General features: G+C 60.0%; 9 protein-coding genes. 7 read left to right on the forward strand and 2 right to left on the reverse strand.

What is annotated here, in order from left to right:
- Positions 1–20: 20 nt before the first annotated feature.
- Positions 21–1,199 carry a M20 aminoacylase family protein gene (locus tag V6R85_RS13600; protein WP_162695549.1) on the reverse strand — a complete coding sequence of 393 codons (1,179 nt, stop codon included), beginning with the start codon at positions 1,197–1,199 and terminating at the stop codon, positions 21–23.
- A 576-nt stretch (positions 1,200–1,775) separates the two neighbouring features.
- Between V6R85_RS13600 and V6R85_RS13605 the strand changes: the two genes are divergently transcribed.
- Complete coding sequence (locus tag V6R85_RS13605; RefSeq protein WP_111834627.1) at positions 1,776–10,271, forward strand: GH36-type glycosyl hydrolase domain-containing protein; 8,496 nt, start codon at positions 1,776–1,778, stop codon at positions 10,269–10,271.
- A gap of 734 nt (positions 10,272–11,005) precedes the next feature.
- Here V6R85_RS13605 and V6R85_RS13610 read toward each other — a convergent pair.
- Positions 11,006–12,772, reverse strand: coding sequence for a glucan ABC transporter ATP-binding protein/ permease (locus tag V6R85_RS13610; protein ID WP_026363748.1), 1,767 nt, complete (start codon positions 12,770–12,772; stop codon positions 11,006–11,008).
- 338 nt (positions 12,773–13,110) lie between these two features.
- Between V6R85_RS13610 and V6R85_RS13615 the strand changes: the two genes are divergently transcribed.
- From V6R85_RS13615 to V6R85_RS13640, 6 genes are all read left to right on the forward strand, one after another.
- A complete protein-coding gene (locus V6R85_RS13615) occupies positions 13,111–13,848 on the forward strand; it encodes a helix-turn-helix transcriptional regulator (protein ID WP_003505141.1) in 738 nt (245 codons plus the stop codon).
- A gap of 106 nt (positions 13,849–13,954) precedes the next feature.
- A complete protein-coding gene (gene pyc / locus V6R85_RS13620; RefSeq protein WP_111834629.1) occupies positions 13,955–17,416 on the forward strand; it encodes a pyruvate carboxylase in 3,462 nt (1,153 codons plus the stop codon).
- A gap of 129 nt (positions 17,417–17,545) precedes the next feature.
- On the forward strand, positions 17,546–18,346 hold the full coding sequence (locus V6R85_RS13625) for a DeoR/GlpR family DNA-binding transcription regulator (RefSeq protein WP_087745164.1): 801 nt from the start codon (positions 17,546–17,548) through the stop codon (positions 18,344–18,346).
- 12 nt (positions 18,347–18,358) lie between these two features.
- The gene (locus tag V6R85_RS13630) at positions 18,359–19,549 is read left to right on the forward strand and encodes an MFS transporter (RefSeq protein ID WP_003505136.1); all 1,191 of its coding nucleotides are present in this window, start codon (positions 18,359–18,361) and stop codon (positions 19,547–19,549) included.
- A 120-nt stretch (positions 19,550–19,669) separates the two neighbouring features.
- Positions 19,670–20,920: a flavodoxin-dependent (E)-4-hydroxy-3-methylbut-2-enyl-diphosphate synthase gene (ispG, locus tag V6R85_RS13635; RefSeq protein ID WP_003505135.1), complete on the forward strand. Its 1,251-nt coding sequence runs from the start codon at positions 19,670–19,672 to the stop codon at positions 20,918–20,920.
- A 66-nt stretch (positions 20,921–20,986) separates the two neighbouring features.
- Positions 20,987–21,649, forward strand: coding sequence for an OmpA family protein (locus V6R85_RS13640; protein WP_003505133.1), 663 nt, complete (start codon positions 20,987–20,989; stop codon positions 21,647–21,649).
- Positions 21,650–21,671: the final 22 nt, after the last annotated feature.

The raw sequence follows: 21,671 nt of genomic DNA on the forward strand, positions 1-21,671 counted from the left end.
CCGGCCTTTTTCATGTCCATTCATGCCTTCAGGTAATCCTCGGCCAGATCAACCCAGAAAGCGGTTCCGATCGGCAGGATATCGTCGTTGAAATCGAATTTCGGATGGTGCAGCGGCGGGTCGTTGTCGGTGCGCGCGGTGCCGAGGAAAAAATAACAGCCGGGCCGCTTCTCCAGCATATAGGCGAAGTCTTCCGCGCCCATCGACGGGCGCTGCATCTCAGCCACCCTTTCAGTTCCGGCAAAGCGGCGGGCGAGATCGGCGACATAATCCGTTTCCGCCTTGTGGTTGACCGTTGCGTTATACCCGCGCTCGTAATCGATGGTGACGCTCATGCCATAGCTGGCCGCCTGGCCTTCGGCTATCGCCCGGATGCGCTTTTCCAGCTCATCGCGCACGCCCGGATCGAAGGAGCGGATGGTCAGCAGCATTTCCGCCGTCTCGGGAATCACATTGCTGGCAGCACCCGCATGGAACGCGCCAACGGTGACGACCGCCGACAATTGCGGATGGATATTGCGGGATACCACCGTCTGCAAGGCCATGATGATGCTCGCGCCGGCAACGATGGGGTCGGCCGCGTCCTGCGGCTCGGCGCCGTGGCCGCCGTAACCGTTGACGGTGATCTTGCACTCGTCGACAGCGGCGAGAATCGGCCCCTCGCGCAGCACGAATTGCCCGAAGGGCAGGCCGGGATCGTTATGCAGGGCAAAAACCGCATCGCAGGGAAAACGTTCGAATAGCCCGTCCTCGATCATGATTCTGGCGCCGCCGAAATTTTCTTCCGCCGGCTGGAAGATCAGATGCAGGGTTCCATCGAAATTCTTGCGCTCAGCGATGATCTTTGCCGCGCCGAGCAGCATGGCGGTGTGGCCATCGTGGCCGCAGGCATGCATCACGCCCTGATTGGCGCTTGCATAATCCGCCCCCGTCTCTTCGTGGATCGGGAGGGCGTCGATATCGGCGCGGATGCCGAGCGTGCGCGTGCTGTCGCCATTGCTGAGCGTGGCGACGATACCGGTGCCGGCGAGCCCGCGCGTCACCTCATAACCCATTTCCACCAATTGCCCGGCAATGAAGTCCGAGGTTTTGAACTCCGAAAGACCGATTTCCGGATTGCGGTGCAGGTGGCGGCGTATGGCCACCACATCCGGCATATGGTTGGCAAAGGATGCGATATTCGCGGTCTGTTTCGTCATTTTCAGAATCCCGGGTTTGGCCGTTTTTTCCGGCGTCTTTCCCAAAGGACATATCAGCATATTTATGTATTCTAAAGTGTCGTCATCGGCGCGGAAATGGCCTGAAATTCAGCGCTTGCATCGTGCCGCGACAGGTGGCATGGAACTATTGACGTCCTGGGGCATTAGCTTCTTTCGGATGTAGCGCGGGCAGTCTCGGTTCCGCGTTGCCCTTCAGGTTGTCAACGGGGGATTATCGACGTTGCGCGAACAATTTTCGCCGTCGGGGAGGGTGCGAAATTCGGTCGGAACGGCATTGCCGGGCCGCAGGATGCCATTTTCTTCCTGTTATCGAAAATCTCCTGTCCGCACCGATCTGCGGTTTTCCGATCGTATCGGAATAATTTCACTGCAACATGCTGCACCTGCGGATACCACCCGCCTGACGATCCGTTCCGCACGGCGTCCGGTCCGGTTCACCGAAGGTTCAGGATAAGTCATAAATATAGCGTGGCCTGATTTTCGTATGTGTTCCCGCCATGGACGAAATGCCGGTCAAGTCGAACAAGTTTCCCTAAAGTTCAGAATACGAGCCCGATGTCATTTCATATTACCCCGACCGCCGCCGCCCGTGATTCCGAGACGAAGCAGATCGATCATAACGATTCGATCCGCGCGTCCTATATGACGGTCGAGGAACTGCATGATGCGGGCGCCGCGCTTTCGCGCGATGGCGCCGACAGCCTTCCCGGCTTCATGGAGTTCGATTTCTTCGAGCGTCATCGCGAGAACGAGAAGGAAATTCTGCGGGTCTACCGCACAACGGCGGTCGACGCGGAAAATGGCGCGACGATAACGCCGGCGGCGGAATGGCTGCTCGACAATCACTACGTCATCGAAGAGGCGATCCAGGAAGTTCGCCGCGATTTTCCGCGCAAGTTCTATCGCCAGCTGCCGACGATGACGGTGGGCGGGGTGACGATCCCGCGGGTCATGGCGCTCGGCTGGCTTTATGTCGCCCATACCCACAGCACGGTTTCGCGCGAGAACATGACGGCGCTGGTGGATGGCTACCAGACCTCAAAGACGCTGCAGATCGGCGAATTGTGGGCGCTGCCGTCGATCATCCGTTTTGTCCTCATCGAAAATCTTCGCCGCATCTCCATCCGTGTGGAGCGTTCGCGCCGCATGCGCCAGAAGGCGAACGAGGTCGTTGACGAGATCATTCGTCTCAACGATGCGGAGGCCTCCGCGGCCCTTTTGAAGCAGGTCGATACGCTGGTCGACGACCCGACTTTCGCAACGCAATTCCTTTATCGTCTCCGCAACGGCTCCCAGACATCGGGTTTTGCGGTGGCATGGCTCGAAGAGCGCCTGCATGCTGCCGGCACGGACGCCGAAAACGTCATGATGTCGGAACATAACCGTCTTGCATCCGGCAACGTGACGATGGGCAACATCGTCAAGAGCCTGCGCGAAATCGACGATACCGAATGGTCGGTGTGGTTCGAGGAAGTCAGCCACATCGACAAGGTTCTGCGCGAAGAGACCGATTACGAAACGCTCGATTTCGGTTCGCGAAACACCTACCGCAATACTATCGAACTTCTGGCGCGCCGTTCTCCCAAGACTGAAGTTGAGGTTGCGCGTGCCGCTGTCGAAATGGCGCGCGCTGATACGCCTGTGGAGGCGGACGAGACACATCCCGTCAATGTCGGCTCCGTGCTCGTGGGCCAGCGTCGTTTCGAGCTTGAGAAGGCGCTGGGTTACCGGCCTTTGGTGTCGCAGCGTATCGTCCGGGCGATGCGCAAGTTCAACTGGCTTGCGATTGCGGCGCCGGTGTTTCTAATCACCGCGCTCGCCATGCTCGCCGTTGGCTGGTTCCTGGCGCAGGCGGGCATGCCCTGGTATGTGGTGACCGCCTTCCTGCTGATGTTCGCATTGCCGGCATCCGAGGGCGCGACCGGCCTCTTCAACACGCTCGTCACCTTCTTTGTGAAGCCGTTCCGGCTGGTCGGATACGAGTTCAAGAACGGTATTCCGCAGGACGCCCGCACGCTGGTTGCCGTGCCCTGCATGCTGACCAGCCGCGACAGTGTCGATGAGATGATGCGCAATATCGAGGTGCATTATCTCGCCAATCCGCATGGCGAGATTTATTTCTCGCTGGTGAGCGACTGGCGCGATGCGCAGTATGAACAGTCCGACGATGACCTCGAAATTCTCGATTATGCCAAGCGTGAGCTTGCGGCGCTGAACAGCCGTTATGCCTTTGACGGCAAGACACGCTTTTACCTGTTGCACCGCCGCCGCATCTACAATTCGGCTGAAGGCTGCTGGATGGGCTGGGAGCGCAAGCGCGGCAAGCTGCATGAGCTGAACATGCTGCTGCGCGGCGACAAGGATACAACGTTCCTCGGCGGCGCCAATGTCGTGCCGGAGGGCGTGAAATACGTCATGACACTGGATGCCGATACGCGCCTGATGCGCGATGCGGTGACCAAGCTTGTCGGCAAGATGCACCACCCGATCAATCGTCCGGTGATTGACCCGGTGTCCGGACGGGTTGTCGAAGGCTACGGTCTGCTGCAGCCGCGCGTAACGCCCTCGCTCACCACCGGCAAGGACGCATCCGTTTTCCAGCGGGTCTTCTCGATCAACCGCGGTATCGATCCTTACGTCTTCACCGTTTCCGACGTCTATCAGGACCTGACGTCCGAGGGCACCTTCACCGGCAAGGGCCTTTACGATGTGGATGCCTTTGAGGCGGCGCTGAAGGGCCGGATCGAGGAAAACTCCATTCTCAGCCACGATCTGCTCGAAGGCTCCTTCGCGCGCTGCGCGCTGGTGACCGACGTGGAACTGGTCGAGGATTTCCCGACCCGCTATGAGGTTGAAGTCTCGCGCCAGCATCGCTGGGCGCGTGGCGACTGGCAGCTTCTGCCCTTTATCCTCGATCGTGCCCGTGGCGTTACCGCGATCGGCCGCTGGAAGATGGTCGATAACCTGCGTCGCTCGCTGACGCCGATCGCCTGGTTCTTTGCCTCGATCCTCGGCTGGTATTTCATGGATCCGCTCGGTGCGCTGATCTGGCAGATCCTGCTGATCTTCTCGCTGTTCGTAGCCCCCACGCTTTCCCTGCTCTCCGGTCTCGTGCCGCGCTCCACCGATATCGTGCCGCAGGCGCATTTCCACACCATCTGGTCGGAAATCCGCGCGACCAACGCACAGGTGGCGCTGCGCATCGTCTTCATCGCCGATGCCGCCTGCATGATGACCGACGCGATTGCCCGCTCGCTTTACCGCCTGCTCGTCAGCCACAAGCTGATGCTGGAATGGCGTACCGCCGCCAGCATGCAGTCGAGCGCGCAGGGCAGCATCATCGATTATTATCGACAGATGTGGCATGCGCCCGTAGTGGCGATGCTCGGCCTGCTGTTCGCGGCGCTGCCGGGTGACAATGCCTTCCTGATCGGCATTCCCTTCACGCTTCTCTGGGTTCTGTCGCCTGCCGTTGCCTGGTATGTCAGCCAGTCGGCTGAAACCGAAGACCGGCTGTTCGTTTCGGAACACGTCTCCTTCGAGCTTCGCAAGATCGCGCGCCGCACATGGCGTTATTACGAGGCCTTCGTGACGCCGCAGGAAAACCACCTGCCGCCTGATAACTTCCAGGAAACGCCGGAGCCGATCGTCGCTTCGCGCACGTCGCCCACCAATATCGGCGTCTACCTGCTTTCCATCATTTCGGCGCGCCAGTTCGGCTGGATCAGCTTTGCCGATACTCTGGAGCGGATCGAGAACACGATCCAGACCGTCGAGAAGATGGAGAAACATCGCGGCCATCTCTACAACTGGTACCATACGGACACGTTGCAGACGCTTGGACCCCGCTATGTTTCGGCGGTGGACAGCGGCAATCTTGCCGGTCACCTGATTGCAGTTTCGTCGGCCTGCCGCCAGTGGGCGGAAGCGCCTTCCGCGCATCTTCAGGGCAATCTGGACGGTATCGGCGATCTGGCCGGCATCCTGCGCGAAACGCTGAAAGCGCTGCCTGACGACCGCAAGAACCTGCGTCCGCTGCATCGCCGTCTCGAAGAGCGTATCATCGGGTTCTCGAACGCTCTGGCGTCCGTCAAGCGCGAGCATGAATTCGCATCGATCCGCGTCATCAATCTGGCGGTGCTTGCGCGCGACATCCAGAAACTCGCTACCAATGTCGATCACGAAGTGAAGTCTGCGCAGAGCGCGGAAGTGACCCGCTGGGCGCAATTGCTGGTGGATTGCTGTGAGGCGCATATTTCCGACAGCGCCATCGATCTCACCAATATGGAACCGTTGCGCCAGCGTCTCGCATCGCTGCGCGACCGCAGCCGCAACCTCGCTTTCTCGATGGACTTCACGTTCCTGTACCGCAAGGATCGCCGTCTTCTGTCGATTGGCTATCGCGTCGAAAGCAAGGAGCTGGACGAGGCCTGCTACGACCTTCTGGCGTCCGAATGCCGTCTGACCAGCCTGTTTGCCATCGCCAAGGGCGATCTGCCGACAGAGCACTGGTACCGTCTCGGCCGTCAGGTCGTGCCGATCGGTGCGCAGGGCGCGCTGGTCTCCTGGTCGGGTTCGATGTTCGAATATCTGATGCCCCCGCTCGTCATGCAGGAGCGTCAGGGCGGCATTCTCAACCAGACCAACAATCTGATCGTTAAGGAACAGATGAACCACGGCCGCCGCCTCGGCACGCCATGGGGCATTTCCGAAGCGGCGTTCAACGCCCGCGATCACAACATGAACTACCAGTACACCAACTTCGGTGTGCCGACGCTTGGCCTCAAGCGCGGTCTCGGCCAGAATGCTGTCATCGCGCCCTATGCGTCGATCCTCGCCAGCCAGTACGATCCTGATGGTGCGCTTGAGAACCTCGACAAGCTGCGCAAGCTTGGCGCGCTTGGCCAGTACGGCTTCCATGATGCGGTGGATTTCACACCGACACGTGTGCCTGATGGTAAGGTCTGCGCGGTGGTCTACAACTATTATGCCCACCACCACGGCATGTCGATTGCGGCCGTCGCCAACGTCGCTTTCGATGGCGTGCTGCGCGAACTCTTCCATTCCGATCCGGTGATTGAAGCGGCCGAACTGCTGTTGCAGGAAAAGGCACCGCGCGAAGTGCCCGTCATGAGCGCGAAATACGAGCCGGAAACCCCCGGCAAGGAACAGGCGGACCTGTTGCGTGCGGAAGTGCGCTCCATCGTCGACCCGGCCGCGCGCGACCGCGAAGTGGTGTTCCTTTCGAACGGCCATTATTCGACGATGCTCACCTCGACGGGTGCCGGTTATTCGAAGTGGAACGGTCAGGCGATTTCCCGCTGGAAGGCCGATCCGACCGAAGACCGCTGGGGCACCTTCATCTTCCTGCGCGACACCACCAACGGACAATGGTGGAGTGCGACGGCAGAGCCGCGTGTTATCGAAGGCGAAAAGACCAAGACGATCTTCACCGACGACAAGGCCGAGTTCCACAAGACCACCGGCGATCTGCAGAGCGTGGTCGAATGCATTGTCGCCACCGAGCACGATGCCGAAGGCCGCCGCGTCACGCTGCTCAATGTCGGTTCCGAGGATCGCTATATCGAAGTGACCTCCTATATGGAGCCCGTCATTGCGTCTGAAGATGACGACAACGCCCATCCGCTGTTCTCGCGCATGTTCGTGCAGACCGAGATCGGCCGCCGCGGTGATGTCATCCGCGCCTGGCGCAACCGTCGCAGCCCGAACGAGCCCGGCACCGTCATCGCGCATCTTGCCGCCGACAATGCCGGCCCGTCGCGCCCGACGGAATTCGAGACCGATCGTGCCAAGTTCATCGGCCGCGGCCGCTCGCTGCGCGAAGCGGCGGCTTTCGATGCCGGTGCGACGCTTTCCAGCAACGACGGCTTCACGCTTGATCCGATCCTGTCATTGCGCCGCACCGTACGCGTGCCGGCGGGCAAGAAGGTGAGCGTGATTTTCTGGACGATTGCCGCGCCAAGCCGCGAGGAGGTCGACAAGGCGATCGACCGTTATCGTCATCCGGACGCGTTTGCCCATGAACTCGTGCACGCCTGGACACGCACGCAGGTGCAGATGCGCCATGTGGGCGTCACCTCGCAGCAGGCGGCCGCCTTCCAGCATCTCGGCCGTTATCTGACCTATCCGGACATGCATCTGCGTGCGGATTCGGAAACGCTGAAAACCGGCCTTGCCTCGCAGCGTGCTTTGTGGCCGCTCGCGATTTCAGGCGATTTCCCGATCTTCAGCTTGCGCATCAACGACGATATGGACATGGATATCGCCCGTGAGGCGCTGAGCGCCCATGAATATCTGCGTTCACGCGGCGTGATCTTCGATCTCGTTATCGTCAACGAACGGGCTGCATCCTATGCACAGGACATGCAGCATGCGCTGGATCATATTTCCGAGGCGCAGCGCCGCATCAATCCCGCCGATGGCGGTCGTCCGCACGTCTTCTCCGTGCGCCGCGACCTGATGGACGAAGAGACGTGGAGCGCGCTTCTCGCCGCTTCCCGCGTCGTTCTCCACGTGCGCAACGGCAAGATTGTCGACCAGATCAACCGTGCGGTCTCGCTGTTTGCGGCCCATCGCGGCCCCGATGGCACAAGCGACGCTGCGCAGGCCCGTCTGCCGGTACCGTCCTTCCCGGTTGCGGAACAGGTCGAAGATGCGGGTGATCTCGATTTCTGGAACGGTTTTGGCGGCTTCGCCAGGAACGGCCAGGAATATGTTGTGCGCCTCAATGGCGGGCAGTCCACGCCGCATCCGTGGATCAACGTCATCTCGAACGAGAGTTTCGGCTTCCACATTTCGGCCGAAGGCGCCGGCTTCAGCTGGAGCCGCAATTCGCGCGACTATCAGCTGACGCCCTGGAGCAACGATCCGGTCGTCAACCGGCCGGGTGAGGCCTTCTATGTCGTCGATGTGGAGACAGGAAAGCTCTATACTCCCTGCGCCGCGCTGTCGCGCGATCCGGAAGCCATGTTCGAAACCCGCCATGGCCTAGGTTACTCCGTGCTGACAGGCGTGGCCGATACACTTGAAGTCGAAGTGACACAGACCGTTGATCGCGAAAAACCGGTCAAGTTCTCGCAGGTCATCGTTCGCAACAAGGGTTCAAAAAGCCGGCGCCTGAAGGTCTACGCCTATGTGGAATGGGTGCTGGGCAACAACGCCCAGAAATCCGCGCCGTTCATTCTGAGCAGACACGATGCCGGCAGCAATGCGATCTTCGCGTCGAACCCCTACAGCATCGACTATAGCGCCCGCACGGCATTCCTGACGCTTGACAGTGAGGTGAGCGGCTTCACCACCAGCCGCCGGGAATTCATCGGCCGCTTCGGTTCGGCACAGGCCCCGCAGGGCATCGTGTCGGGTAGCGCACTCAGCGGCAGCACCGAGGTCGATGGCGATCCCTGCGCGGCGCTGATGCAGGAAATCCATCTGAAGCCCGGTGAAGAACGGCACATGACCTTCATTCTCGGCGATGCCGACAATGCGGAAGAGGCCGAAGCGCTGGTGAAGGATGTTCGCAACGCGGACTTCCAGACGGTGCTGGACGAGAGCAAGGCATTCTGGACCGGCTTTACCGGCCAGCTGCAGGTTTCCACGCCCGATGCCGGCTTCAATCACATGGTCAATAACTGGCTGCCCTATCAGGCGCTGGCGTGCCGCATTCTGGCGCGCACGGCCTTTTACCAGTCGAGCGGCGCCTTCGGCTTCCGCGACCAGCTTCAGGATACGCTAGCCTTCCTGCTCTACCAGCCGGATCTCGCCCGCAAGCAGATCCTGCGCGCAGCCGGTCGCCAGTTCCCCGAAGGCGATGTGCAGCACTGGTGGTTGCCTCTGACGGGCGCCGGTGTTCGCACGACCATCTCGGATGACGTGGTCTGGCTCGCATATGCGATCAACCAATATGTCTCGGCCACGGGTGATGTCGCGATCCTCGATGAAAGCATCCCCTTCCTGAAGGGGGCGGCATTGATGCCCGGCCAGCATGATGCTTTCTTCCAGCCGGAGATCAGCGACAGATCCGCCACGCTTTACGAACATGCGGCGCTGGCGCTTGATCTCGCCATTCATCGCACCGGCGAAAATGGCCTGCCGCTGATCCTCGGCGGCGACTGGAACGACGGCATGAACCGCGTCGGCGTCGGCGGCAAGGGCACCAGCGTCTGGCTCGGCTGGTTCCTTTCCGGGGCGTTGCGCGATTTCATCGAGATTGCGGAAAAGCGTGGCGATGCCGACCGCGTCGGCAAATGGGCATCGCATCGGGAAAGGCTGCGCAACGCGCTGGAAACAGCGGGTTGGGATGGCAGCTATTACCGGCGCGGTTATTTCGATGACGGCACGCCGCTCGGTTCCGCCGAAAGCGAGGAGTGCCGGATCGATTCCCTTGGCCAGAGCTGGAGCGTTCTCTCCGGCGAAGGCGAAGAGGGTCGGTCGCGGCAGGCCATGGATGCCGTCATGGAGCATCTGGTCGATGAGCAGACCGGCATTATCAGGCTGTTCACGCCGCCCTTCTCGCGTGCACCGCATGATCCGGGTTACATCAAGGGATATCCGCCGGGCGTGCGTGAAAACGGCGGGCAATATACCCATGCCGCAACCTGGGTGGTTCTTGCCCTCGCCAAGCAGGGTAGGGCGCAGGAGGCATGGAACTGCTTCAAGCTGCTCAACCCGGTCAATCATGCGCTCGATGCGGCATCGTCAGAAACCTATCGGGTCGAACCCTATGTGGTGACCGCGGATGTTTACGGTGAAGGCGCTTATGCGGGCCGTGGAGGCTGGAGCTGGTACACGGGTTCGGCCGGCTGGCTCTACCGCGCCGCTGTCGAGGGTATTCTCGGCATCACACGCACCGACGGCAAGCTGCATATTGCGCCGTCTCTGCCGGAGGACTGGAGCGGTTTCTCGGTGAAGATCACGCTCGACGGGAAGGCAAGGGACATCGCCGTCAGCCGCAAGGCCGGTGGGGCGGAAGTCTCCGTATCCGTCGATGGCAAGGCTTTGTCGGCAGGCGACAGGGTGATCCCCTTCGACTGAGACGATCAGGCCTCTGTTCGCTTTTAGACTCAGGCTCCTGTGGTGACGCAGGGGCCTGAATTTTTATGGTGCTAGCTTGGTTTCCAACTTGGCACATCGGCCGGATCATGGCCCGGAAGCCCGGTCTCCTTCGCAGCGGTCGGCTGAAAGGTCCTGCGGCACCGAGATAAGGTCATGCAGGCAGGCCTTCACGGCGCAGTGCCGGATTTGTCCGGTCCGACCTGTCGTCAATCTTTTCGGAAAAAAGCAGCAGTTGCGAGTGATTAATTATTGAAGACGGGCAACGGCAGGAACCTGTCATCTATGGTCGGCTTCAGGATTTGCACTCAGGAATCTTGATTGGTCTCCGCGTGTTTCGCGATATTCTCGGTCGATCGGAAAGGGAGTTACCTTGCAATTCAACACCTCTTTCACAGAACCTGCACTGTTGGTGTTGCTCGCCATTCTTTCCCTGGCGTTGTCGTGTTGGTTGGCGCGCTACCCGCGGAAGACGAGCGTCGGAGTAACGCTTGGCGTGGTGCTCGGAGTTTTCCTAACTAATCTCGCAGCAGGTATCGTTGCCTTTCTGGGAAATGTCCTCCCATTCGGGCAGATCGATTTTTGGCTGGCCAGTTCCTTGACCGGAATTCTCCGATAGGAGACCTGTGATCTGGCACTGCCGTCGGGAAGCGGGCAAAGAAAAAAGGGCGGACAAGCATGCTGTCCGCCCTGTTCTCATTCTGTCAGCCAAACACTCAGGAAGCTATGGCCTTTGGCCGGGGCTGCTGGCCTTCATCTTCTGTCAGCAGGCCGCTGGTGCGCAGCAGCGAGGTGAAGCGTCCGCCGCGCTGGCTCAGCTCATCGAAAGTACCCTTTTCGATGATCCGGCCCTGATCGAGGAAGAGGACGAGATCGGCATCGCGGACCGTGGAAAGGCGGTGGGCGATGATGAAGGTCGTACGGTTCTTTCTCAGCGCGTCGACAGCGGCCTTCACGCGGGCTTCCGTTTCCACGTCCAGCGCACTGGTCGCTTCGTCCAGAACCAGAATGGGAGCGTTCTTCAGGATGGCGCGCGCAATGGCGATGCGCTGGCGCTCGCCGCCGGACAGGCGGTTGCCGCGTTCACCGACCTGGGTCAGATAGCCATTGATGCGGCTGTCGATGAAATCCGTTGCCGCCGCTGCCGCCGCTGCTTCCATCACTTCCGCATCGGTTGCCGATTCACGGCCGAGGCGGATGTTTTCGCGGATGGAGCGGTTCAGCAGCCCGGCATCCTGAAATACTGTGGCGATGGAATTGCGGAGCGAATTTTTCGTCACCGTCGAAATATCGGTGCCATCGATCAGGATCTGGCCGGAATCGGGATCGTAGACGCGCTGCAGAAGGTTGATGAGCGTTGTCTTGCCGGCGCCCGTCGGACCGACGATCGCAACGGTCTCGCCGGCCTTCGCCGTGAACGAGACGTCATGAACGCCCTGCTTGGTGTTGGCGAAACCGAAATTGATGTGGCGGAATTCCACGGTGCCGGAGACATTCGACAATTCGCGGGCGTCGCCCGGCTCTTCCCGTTCCTTGACGGAATCCTCCAGAACGAAGAAATCCTCGAGCTTGGCGCGGGCTTCGAAAATTTGCGTCACGAATTGCCGCATCTGATCCAGACGGCCAATCAGGAGATTGGCAAAACCGATGAAGGCGATGACGTCGCCGACGCGCAATTCGCCGTTCTTGACCAGAACGGTACCGATGACGAGGATGATCATCATCGAAACAGTGGAGGCCGTGCGGTTCAGAGCACTCGCAAAGGCCCACCAGTCAAGCACCGGATATTGTGCGCTCAAGAGTTTTTCAGTGAAGGATTTCAGCGCCTTCGTTTCAGCCTCGATGCGGTTGTAGCTGTGCAGCACCGACACGTTGCTGATGGAATCGCTGACATGGGCAAAAACGCTGTGATAGTGCTCCTCTACCGAAGCCTGGCCATCCTTGGTGCGGCCCATCACCCACTTGCCGATGAACCAGTAGACGATGCCGAGGCCAATCAGAACGAAACTGAGGCGCATGTCCATGGACATGGCGGTCGGCACAAGCAGCACCAGCGCGACGAAAGTGGCCAGATGCGTGCGCATGAATTCGAGCCAGAGGCCAAACAGCGTTTCGCTGGCGCGCAGGAGCGTGTGCAGGGCGTTCGACGTGCCGCGCTGATGGTGCCAGGAGAGCGGCATGGAGATGATGCGCCCAAAGGCTTCCGTCAGCAGCGAAGCGCGCCGGCCATGGGCCAGCCGGTCGGCCTCGCGGGCGACCGCGACATAAGCGACGGTGTTGAAGACGCCAAAACCCGCCCACAGAATGAGAATGGGCGTGACATTGGTGCCGGAAGAGATGGCGTCAATGATCCGGCCGAACAGTACGGGTTCGGCGATGGTGATCGCTGCAAGAATGACGTTGGCAATGACGACAACCGTCACACGCCATTTATGAACGGTCAGATAGCGCAGAGCGCGTGTATAAACCTGAAACAAGGTCAAATTTTCAATCCAGTCCGTGCGTCTTTTCAAGCGGTTTATTGTTCGGCCTCAACGCCATGCTACTTTAGCAAGGTTGCATGAGACGGCGAATTTTGTGTAATTATCGCTCTTTCTGTCTGAATGGCGGCTTAACAGATTGACCGCGCGTGCGAACCGAAAAAACCGAACCCGATGTTTCCCGGGGCCTGCCGTCACAAGATTTAGCATCTTCGTTTCAGGGATTGATAACGACGATATGTTCAATCTCAACCGACCGGCGCCCGAGTAACATGACGTCATCGCGGGACCATGTCCTCCGTGTCATTCCCTTCAAGCCAAGCTCCGGACCCCGTGTCTTTATGCATGATATTCTTCACTTCATCTCAGCGTGTTACCAGGCGGGAAGCGCCGACCGCGTTCGCTCCGAATTTGCAACGCTCATTCGCGAATACGGTTTCGAATATTTTCTCGTCAGCAGGCGGATGACCGGGGAGATCGCCTCCAGTGGACACATTCTCGCGCAACATCTGCCTGAAGGCTGGCTGGAGGTTTACAGGGCCAAGAAGTACAATCTCGTCGATCCCGTCCGCAAGGTGATCGGCATGGTGCACAAGCCGTTTCAATGGAAGGAAGCGCTTGAGGGCCTGCCGCGTGCGATGCATCGCAAAAGGGCGAGCGTCTTTTTCCACGACGCAGGCCGCTACGGTCTGCAGGGCGGCTATGCCTTTCCCGTGCACGGTCGTGCGGGATTCATCGGTGCGGTCTTCATTGGCGGTCAGGATCGGCAATTGCCCTCCTTGCAGGTGGAGCTGCTTGATGCTGCCACGCGTGCCGTGTTCTGGCGCCTGCTCGATCTTTCCGGGCAGGCTCATGGCTTCAGCAATGCCCCCGACGTTTCCGCTCTCGAGCTTACGAGGCGCGAAATGGAGGTGCTGACGCTGATGGCAGACGGCATGACCTCGACGGAAATCGGACGTCAGCTATCGATCTCCAACCACACGGTCGACTGGTATATCAACGGAATCCAGCGCCGTTTCAGCGCCAAGAACCGACAGCACACCGTAGCGCTTGCTTTTCGTCATGGATTGCTGAGCTAGCGCAAACAGGACAGTTCTCGCCGGAATTGCCCTTTCCAAGACCGGGTTTTGCTGCTTAATTCCGCAGTGCAGCAGAAGTTTTGTTTTGGCGTGTGGGGAGACCGTCTTGAAGATATCGAAAATACTTGTTGCCAACCGATCCGAAATTGCGATCCGCGTTTTCCGGGCAGCGAATGAGCTTGGGATTAAAACCGTTGCGATTTGGGCGGAAGAGGACAAGCTGTCTTTGCACCGCTTCAAGGCGGACGAATCCTATCAGGTTGGCCGAGGGCCGCATCTCGCCAAGGACATGGGGCCGATCGAGAGCTATCTTTCGATCGAGGAGGTTATCCGCGTGGCCAAGCTCTCGGGAGCAGACGCGATCCATCCCGGTTACGGTCTCCTGTCTGAAAGCCCCGAATTCGTGGAGGCCTGCAACAAGGCCGGCATCACCTTCATCGGACCGACGGCGGATACGATGCGCCAGCTCGGCAACAAGGTCGCCGCCCGCAATCTGGCGATCTCGGTTGATGTCCCCGTTGTTCCCGCCACCAATCCGCTGCCTGATGATATAGCGGAAGTGGAACGCATGGCCGAAGAAATCGGCTATCCCGTGATGCTCAAGGCCTCCTGGGGCGGCGGCGGTCGCGGCATGCGCGCCATCCGCAAAAAGCAGGACCTCGCCCGCGAGGTGACGGAGGCCAAGCGCGAGGCGAAAGCCGCCTTCGGCAAGGATGAAGTTTATCTCGAAAAGCTGGTCGAGCGTGCGCGTCACGTCGAAAGCCAGATTCTCGGCGATACGCATGGCAATGTCGTGCATCTGTTCGAGCGTGATTGTTCGATCCAGCGGCGCAATCAAAAAGTCGTCGAGCGTGCGCCTGCACCCTATCTGTCCGAAGCGCAGCGCCAGGAACTGGCCGCCTACTCCCTGAGGATCGCCGCCGCGACCAATTATATCGGCGCCGGCACGGTCGAATATCTGATGGATGCCGATACCGGCAAATTTTACTTCATCGAGGTCAATCCGCGTATTCAGGTGGAGCATACCGTCACCGAAGTCGTGACTGGTATCGATATCGTCAAGGCGCAGATTCATATTCTCGAAGGTGCCGCCATCGGCACGGCGGAATCCGGCGTTCCGCGCCAGGAGGACATCCGTCTCAATGGCCATGCGCTGCAGTGCCGCATCACGACCGAAGACCCGGAACATAATTTCATTCCGGACTATGGCCGTATCACCGCCTACCGTTCCGCTTCGGGCTTCGGTATCCGTCTGGATGGCGGCACCTCCTATACCGGCGCTGTCATCACCCGCTATTACGATCCGCTGCTTGTGAAGGTGACGGCCTGGGCGCCGCGACCGGATGAGGCGATCAACCGCATGGACCGCGCGCTGCGCGAATTCCGTATTCGCGGCGTGGCGACCAACCTCACCTTCCTCGAAGCCATCATCGGTCACGACAGCTTCCGTAACAACACCTATACGACCCGGTTCATCGATTCGACGCCGGAGCTCTTCGCACAGGTCAAGCGTCAGGACCGCGCCACCAAGCTTCTGACCTATCTCGCCGACGTGACCGTCAACGGCCACCCGGAAACCAAGGGTCGCGCCAGGCCGTCCGAAAAGGCGGCGAAGCCCATCGTGCCTTATATCGATGCGCCGACACCTGACGGCACAAAGCAGCTGCTGGACAAGCTTGGCCCGAAGGGCTTTGCGGACTGGATGCGTAATGAAAAGCGCGTGCTGGTCACCGATACGACCATGCGCGACGGGCACCAGTCGCTTCTCGCTACCCGCGTTCGCACCCATGACATCGCCCATGTCGCGAGTGTTTACGCCAAGGCGCTGCCGCAACTTCTGTCGCTGGAATGCTGGGGTGGTGCGACGTTCGACGTTTCCATGCGCTTCCTGACTGAAGACCCGTGGGAGCGCCTGGCGCTTATCCGCGAAGGCGCGCCGAACCTGCTGCTGCAGATGCTGCTGCGCGGCGCAAACGGCGTCGGATACAAGAATTATCCTGATAATGTCGTGAAATATTTCGTCCGCCAGGCCTCAAAGGGCGGAGTTGATCTTTTCCGCGTCTTCGACTGCCTGAACTGGGTGGAGAATATGCGCGTTTCGATGGATGCGATTGCCGAGGAGAACAAGCTCTGCGAAGCGACCATCTGCTATACCGGCGATCTGTTGAATTCGGCGCGTCCGAAATATGATCTCAAATATTATACCGGCCTTGCCGCCGAGCTTGAAAAAGCCGGCGCTCATATCATCGCCGTCAAGGACATGGCGGGTCTGTTGAAACCGGCTGCCGCCAAGGTTCTGTTCAAGGCGTTGCGCGAGGCGACCGGTCTGCCGATCCATTTCCACACCCATGATACCTCGGGCATTTCCGCCGCCACCGTTCTGGCCGCTGTGGATGCCGGCGTCGACGCCGTGGATGCTGCGATGGATGCCTTCTCTGGCAACACCTCGCAGCCATGCCTTGGTTCGATCGTTGAGGCGCTGGCAGGGTCGGAACGCGATACGGGTCTTGATACGGAATGGATCCGCCGCATTTCCTTCTACTGGGAAGCTGTTCGTAACCAGTATGCGGCTTTCGAAAGCGATCTCAAGGGACCGGCTTCGGAAGTCTATCTGCACGAAATGCCGGGCGGCCAGTTCACCAACCTCAAGGAACAGGCGCGGTCGCTGGGTCTGGAGAGCCGCTGGCACGAGGTGGCGCAGGCCTATGCCGATGCCAACCGCATGTTCGGCGATATCGTCAAGGTAACCCCGTCCTCCAAGGTCGTCGGTGACATGGCGCTGATGATGGTCAGCCAGGATCTGACGGTCGCCGATGTCGAAAACCCCGATCGTGAAGTGTCTTTCCCGGAATCGGTGGTTTCGATGCTGAAAGGCGATCTCGGACAGTCGCCAGGCGGCTGGCCGGCAGCCCTGCAGAAAAAGGCGCTGAAGGGCGAAGCGCCCTATACCGTTCGTCCGGGTTCGCTTTTGGCAGATGCCGATCTCGACGCGGAGCGGAAGGTGATCGAGACCAAGCTGGAGCGCAAGGTCGACGACTTCGAGTTCGCGTCCTATCTCATGTATCCGAAGGTGTTCACCGATTTCGCGCTCACCGCCGAGACATACGGCCCCGTTTCCGTGCTGCCCACCCATGCCTATTTCTACGGCATGGAGGATGGCGAGGAGCTGTTTGCCGATATCGAGCGCGGCAAGACGCTTGTCATCGTCAATCAGGCCTCGTCCGGCATTGATGACAAGGGCATGGTGACGGTGTTCTTCGAGATCAACGGCCAGCCGCGCCGCATCAAGGTGCCGGATCGTGCCCATGGTGCTTCCGGCTCCGCCGTGCGCCGCAAGGCCGAACCGGGCAATGCTGTCCATATTGGTGCACCGATGCCCGGCGTTATCAGCCGCGTCTTCGTCAATCAGGGTCAGGAGGTCAAGGCCGGTGACGTGCTGCTCTCCATCGAAGCCATGAAGATGGAAACCGCGCTTCACGCCGAACGCGACGGCAAGATCGCGGAAGTTCTGGTGCGCCCCGGCGACCAGATCGATGCGAAGGATCTGCTGATCGCTTACGCCGAATAAAAGCCGTTCGAATCTCTCATTACACAGTCAGACGCCCGTCTTTTTCGGCGGGCGTTTTTTATTGCGCTTCGGTGGAAACTCGAATATGCATGTTCGTGCACGTTTGTTCCTGTTTATGCATGAGTCTCCATGAGTGATCATTTCGTCAGCGAGCGGCAGGCGCTTATCCTCGCGCAGCTACGGCAAAGCGGCCGTGTGCTGGCGCAGGATCTTGCGCAGAACTTCGGCGTTTCCGAAGACACGGTGCGTCGTGACCTGCGTGAGATGGCGGCCCGCGGGGAATGCCTGCGCGTTTATGGCGGGGCGCTGCTTTCCGACAGCAAGACGGTGCCACTGAAGACGCGCATTGCCGAGGATGCGGACCGCAAGGCCATGCTGGCGCGTGCCGCTGTCCCGCTGCTTGAACCCGGCATGGTCGTCTTCATCGATGCCGGCTCCACCAATCTCGCCATCGCACGCGCGATCCCTGCCGGTCTCAACCTGACAGTGGTGACGAATACGCCAGCCATTGCCGCCGAACTGACGGGGCGGGCCAATATCGATCTGGTGCTGATCGGCGGAAAAGTCGATCCGGCTGTAGGTGCGGCTATCGACGCCATGGCGCTTCGGCAGCTCGAACTGATGCGGCCCGATCTTTGCATTCTCGGTGTGTGCGGCGTTGCGGCCGAGACGGGTCTGTCGGCGGATGTTTTTGAAGATGCGGTGTTCAAGCGGCTTGCCTGCAGCGCCAGCCAGCGGATCGTCGCAGCGATTACCACGGAAAAGCTCGGCCATAAGGCTGCTTTCCATGTGCATGATTTTTCTCCACCTCTTTCCCTCGTGCTGGAGCAGGATGCCGACCGCGTATTCGTCGAGGCGCTGTCGGCAAAGGGCGTACAGATTCATTGCGGCGACGATGACGCCGCCCGATTTTCCCACGGTCAAGTCTGAAGGATATTGCCGATGAATGGCCCCACGACATTTTCGCCGACAGGCATGCGTTCGTCCTATCTGACACGGCACAGGCTGGGCGTTTCCCTGTTGTTCCTGATGAATGGCTTCATGATGGGGTCATGGGCGCCCAAGATTCCGGAATTTGCGGCGCGCCTTTCCCTCAGTGAAAGCGCGCTCGGCCTCATCATTCTGGTCTTCGGCATCGGCTCGCTGGTTTTCATGCCCATTGCCGGTTCCCAGATTGCCCGTTTCGGCTCGCGCACGGTGAGCCTCGTCACCGCCGCGATCTTTCTGCCGACGCTGCTTTTCATTTCCTGGGCCGGCACGGTGTGGGCGGGGGTGATCGCGGTATTTCTGTTCGGCGGGCTGACGGGGGCGATGGATGTCGCCATGAACGCCAATGCCGTGGCGGTGGAACGGGATATGCGCCGCGCCATCATGTCGTCGTGCCATGCCTTCTGGAGCCTCGGCGGTCTGATCGGCGCTGGTCTTGGCGGTTATCTCATCACGGCGATCGGTGTGCAGGGGCATGCCGTTGCGTTGACGGTCATCGCGCTGGTGTTGCTGGTCATTGCATGGCCGCGGGTTCTCGCGGATCGCCCGCATCCTGAGGAGGAACGCCCGAAAGGCGGCCTGCCGCTGACGCCGCTGCCCTGGATCATCGGCCTGATGGCGTTATTCTCGATGATTCCGGAGGGTGCCATCCTCGATTGGGGTGCCCTTTATCTGCGCAACGAACTGGGCGCTTCCGTCTCGCAGTCCGGTTTCGCTTTCGCGGCATTTTCCATGACCATGGCGATCATGCGGTTTGCCGGCGATCTGGTGCGTGACAGGTTCGGGGCGGTCCGAACCCTGCGTTTCTGCTCGGTCATGTCGATCACCGGTCTTCTGATTGCCGGCCTTGCGGGAAATTCCACTTTCGTGATTATCGGTTTCGCCATTGCCGGTATCGGTATTTCCAACATGGTGCCGATCGCCTTTTCGGCGGCGGGCAATATGCCGGGACTGGCGCCTGGCATCGGCCTTTCGGTCGTCACCACCATGGGTTATTCCGGCATTCTGGTAGCGCCCTCGGCGATCGGCTTCATCGCTGAACATACCGGTCTTGCCAGCGTGTTTCTCGCTCTGCCGCTGCTGCATGTGGTCGTTCTGCTACTTTCACGGCTCGCCCGGCATGCTGATGGTGCGGGCAAGGAATAGGCGTCTCGAATTTTGCCATGATTGCGGTAAAGTAGAAGCTCCAGCGCGTTGGGTGTTGACAAGGAGGCCCCCTTGTTTCACCTCAATTGCCAGACCTTGCCGCAAGCTCCAGAGACCGCCATGACGTCACATGCCGATTACGATCCGAAGCCCCGCCGCGCATCCGTCGCCGTAGACGTGGGCGGTGTCATCGTCGGTGGCGGTGCGCCCGTCGTCGTGCAGTCGATGACAAATACCGATACGGCTGACATCGACGCCACCGTGCAGCAGGTGGCGGCGCTTTTCCAGGCCGGTTCGGAAATGGTGCGCATCACCGTCGACCGCGATGAGAGCGCTGCCGCCGTGCCGAAAATCCGCGAGCGGCTGCTGCGTCTCGGCATGGATGTGCCGCTGATCGGCGATTTCCATTATATCGGTCACAAGCTTCTCGCCGATCACCCTGCCTGTGCCGAGGCGCTGGCGAAATACCGCATCAATCCCGGTAATGTCGGCTTCAAGGACAAGAAGGACAAGCAGTTCGGCGAGATCGTCGAAATGGCGATCCGATACGACAAGCCGGTGCGAATCGGCGTCAACTGGGGGTCGCTCGATCAGGAATTGCTGACGACCCTGATGGACAAGAACAAGGAGCAGGGCTTCCCTCTCTCCGCTCGTCAGGTCACGCGCGAGGCGATCGTGCAGTCGGCGTTGATTTCCGCCGAGCTTGCCGAAGAGATCGGCCTGCCACGTAACCGCATCATCCTGTCGGCCAAGGTCAGCCAGGTGCAGGACCTCATCGCCGTTTATTCGATGCTGTCGGAACGCTCCGACCACGCCCTGCATCTCGGTCTCACCGAAGCGGGAATGGGCTCGAAGGGCATCGTCGCTTCATCCGCCGCCATGGGTTACGTGTTGCAGCATGGTATTGGCGATACGATCCGCGTTTCGCTGACGCCGGAGCCGAATGGCGACCGCACCCGCGAGGTGCAGGTGGCGCAGGAATTGCTGCAGGTCATGGGTTTCCGTCAGTTCATTCCGGTCGTTGCGGCATGTCCCGGCTGCGGGCGCACCACGTCCACCGTCTTCCAGGAACTTGCCCAGAATATCCAGAACGATATTCGCAAGAACATGCCGATCTGGCGTGAGAAATATCCTGGTGTCGAGGCGCTCAATGTCGCCGTCATGGGTTGCATCGTTAATGGCCCCGGTGAAAGCAAACATGCCGATATCGGCATTTCGTTACCCGGAACCGGCGAAAGCCCCGCAGCGCCCGTCTTCATCGACGGAGAGAAGGCGCTAACCCTGCGTGGCCCCAATATCGCCGCCGATTTTGAAGCGCTTGTGATCGATTACATCGAAAAGCGTTTTGGCCGGAAAGATGCGGCGGAGTAAAGAGTACCGTGAAAAGGCCGGAATTCCACTGTCATACCTCCTGAACCTCTCGGAGCATAAAAACACATGATCAAAAAAATCGCGATCGTCGCCCTTTGCGGGACCTATCTTTCCGCCTGCACCACCACCGATCCCTATACGGGTGAGCAGAAGATGTCGAACACCGCCGGCGGTGCCGGCATCGGCGCCGTGGTCGGTGCTCTGGGTGGTCTGGCTGTCGGCGGTTCGCCGACCGGTCGCCGCAATGCCGCGCTTATCGGCGCGGGCATCGGCGCGCTCGCCGGCGGCGCTATCGGCAATTACATGGATGGTCAGGAAGCCGAGCTTCGCGCCCAGCTTCAGGGAACGGGTGTTTCGGTTACTCGCCGCGGCGACAGCATCGTTCTCAACATGCCGTCGAACATCACCTTCGCGACGGACCAGGATCAGGTCATTCCGCCATTCTACCCGACGCTCGATTCTGTCGCCATTGTGCTGAACAAGTTCAACCGCACGCTCATCGACATCAACGGCCACACCGATTCCACCGGCAGCCTGCAGCATAACCAGGCGCTTTCCGAGCGTCGCGCCGCATCGGTTGCGAATTATATCGGCGCGCGCGGCGTCGACCAGCGCCGTATTTCGACGCTCGGCTTCGGCCCGTCGCAGCCGATCGCCTCGAATGCAACGTCTGACGGTCGCGCCCAGAACCGTCGCGTCGAAGTGCTGATTTCGCCGCTCAAGGGCTGATTGGATGATGGGAAGCTGAGAG

The organism is Agrobacterium sp. CCNWLW32, from assembly GCF_037083425.1.
Taxonomy (GTDB): Bacteria; Pseudomonadota; Alphaproteobacteria; order Rhizobiales; family Rhizobiaceae; genus Agrobacterium; species Agrobacterium radiobacter.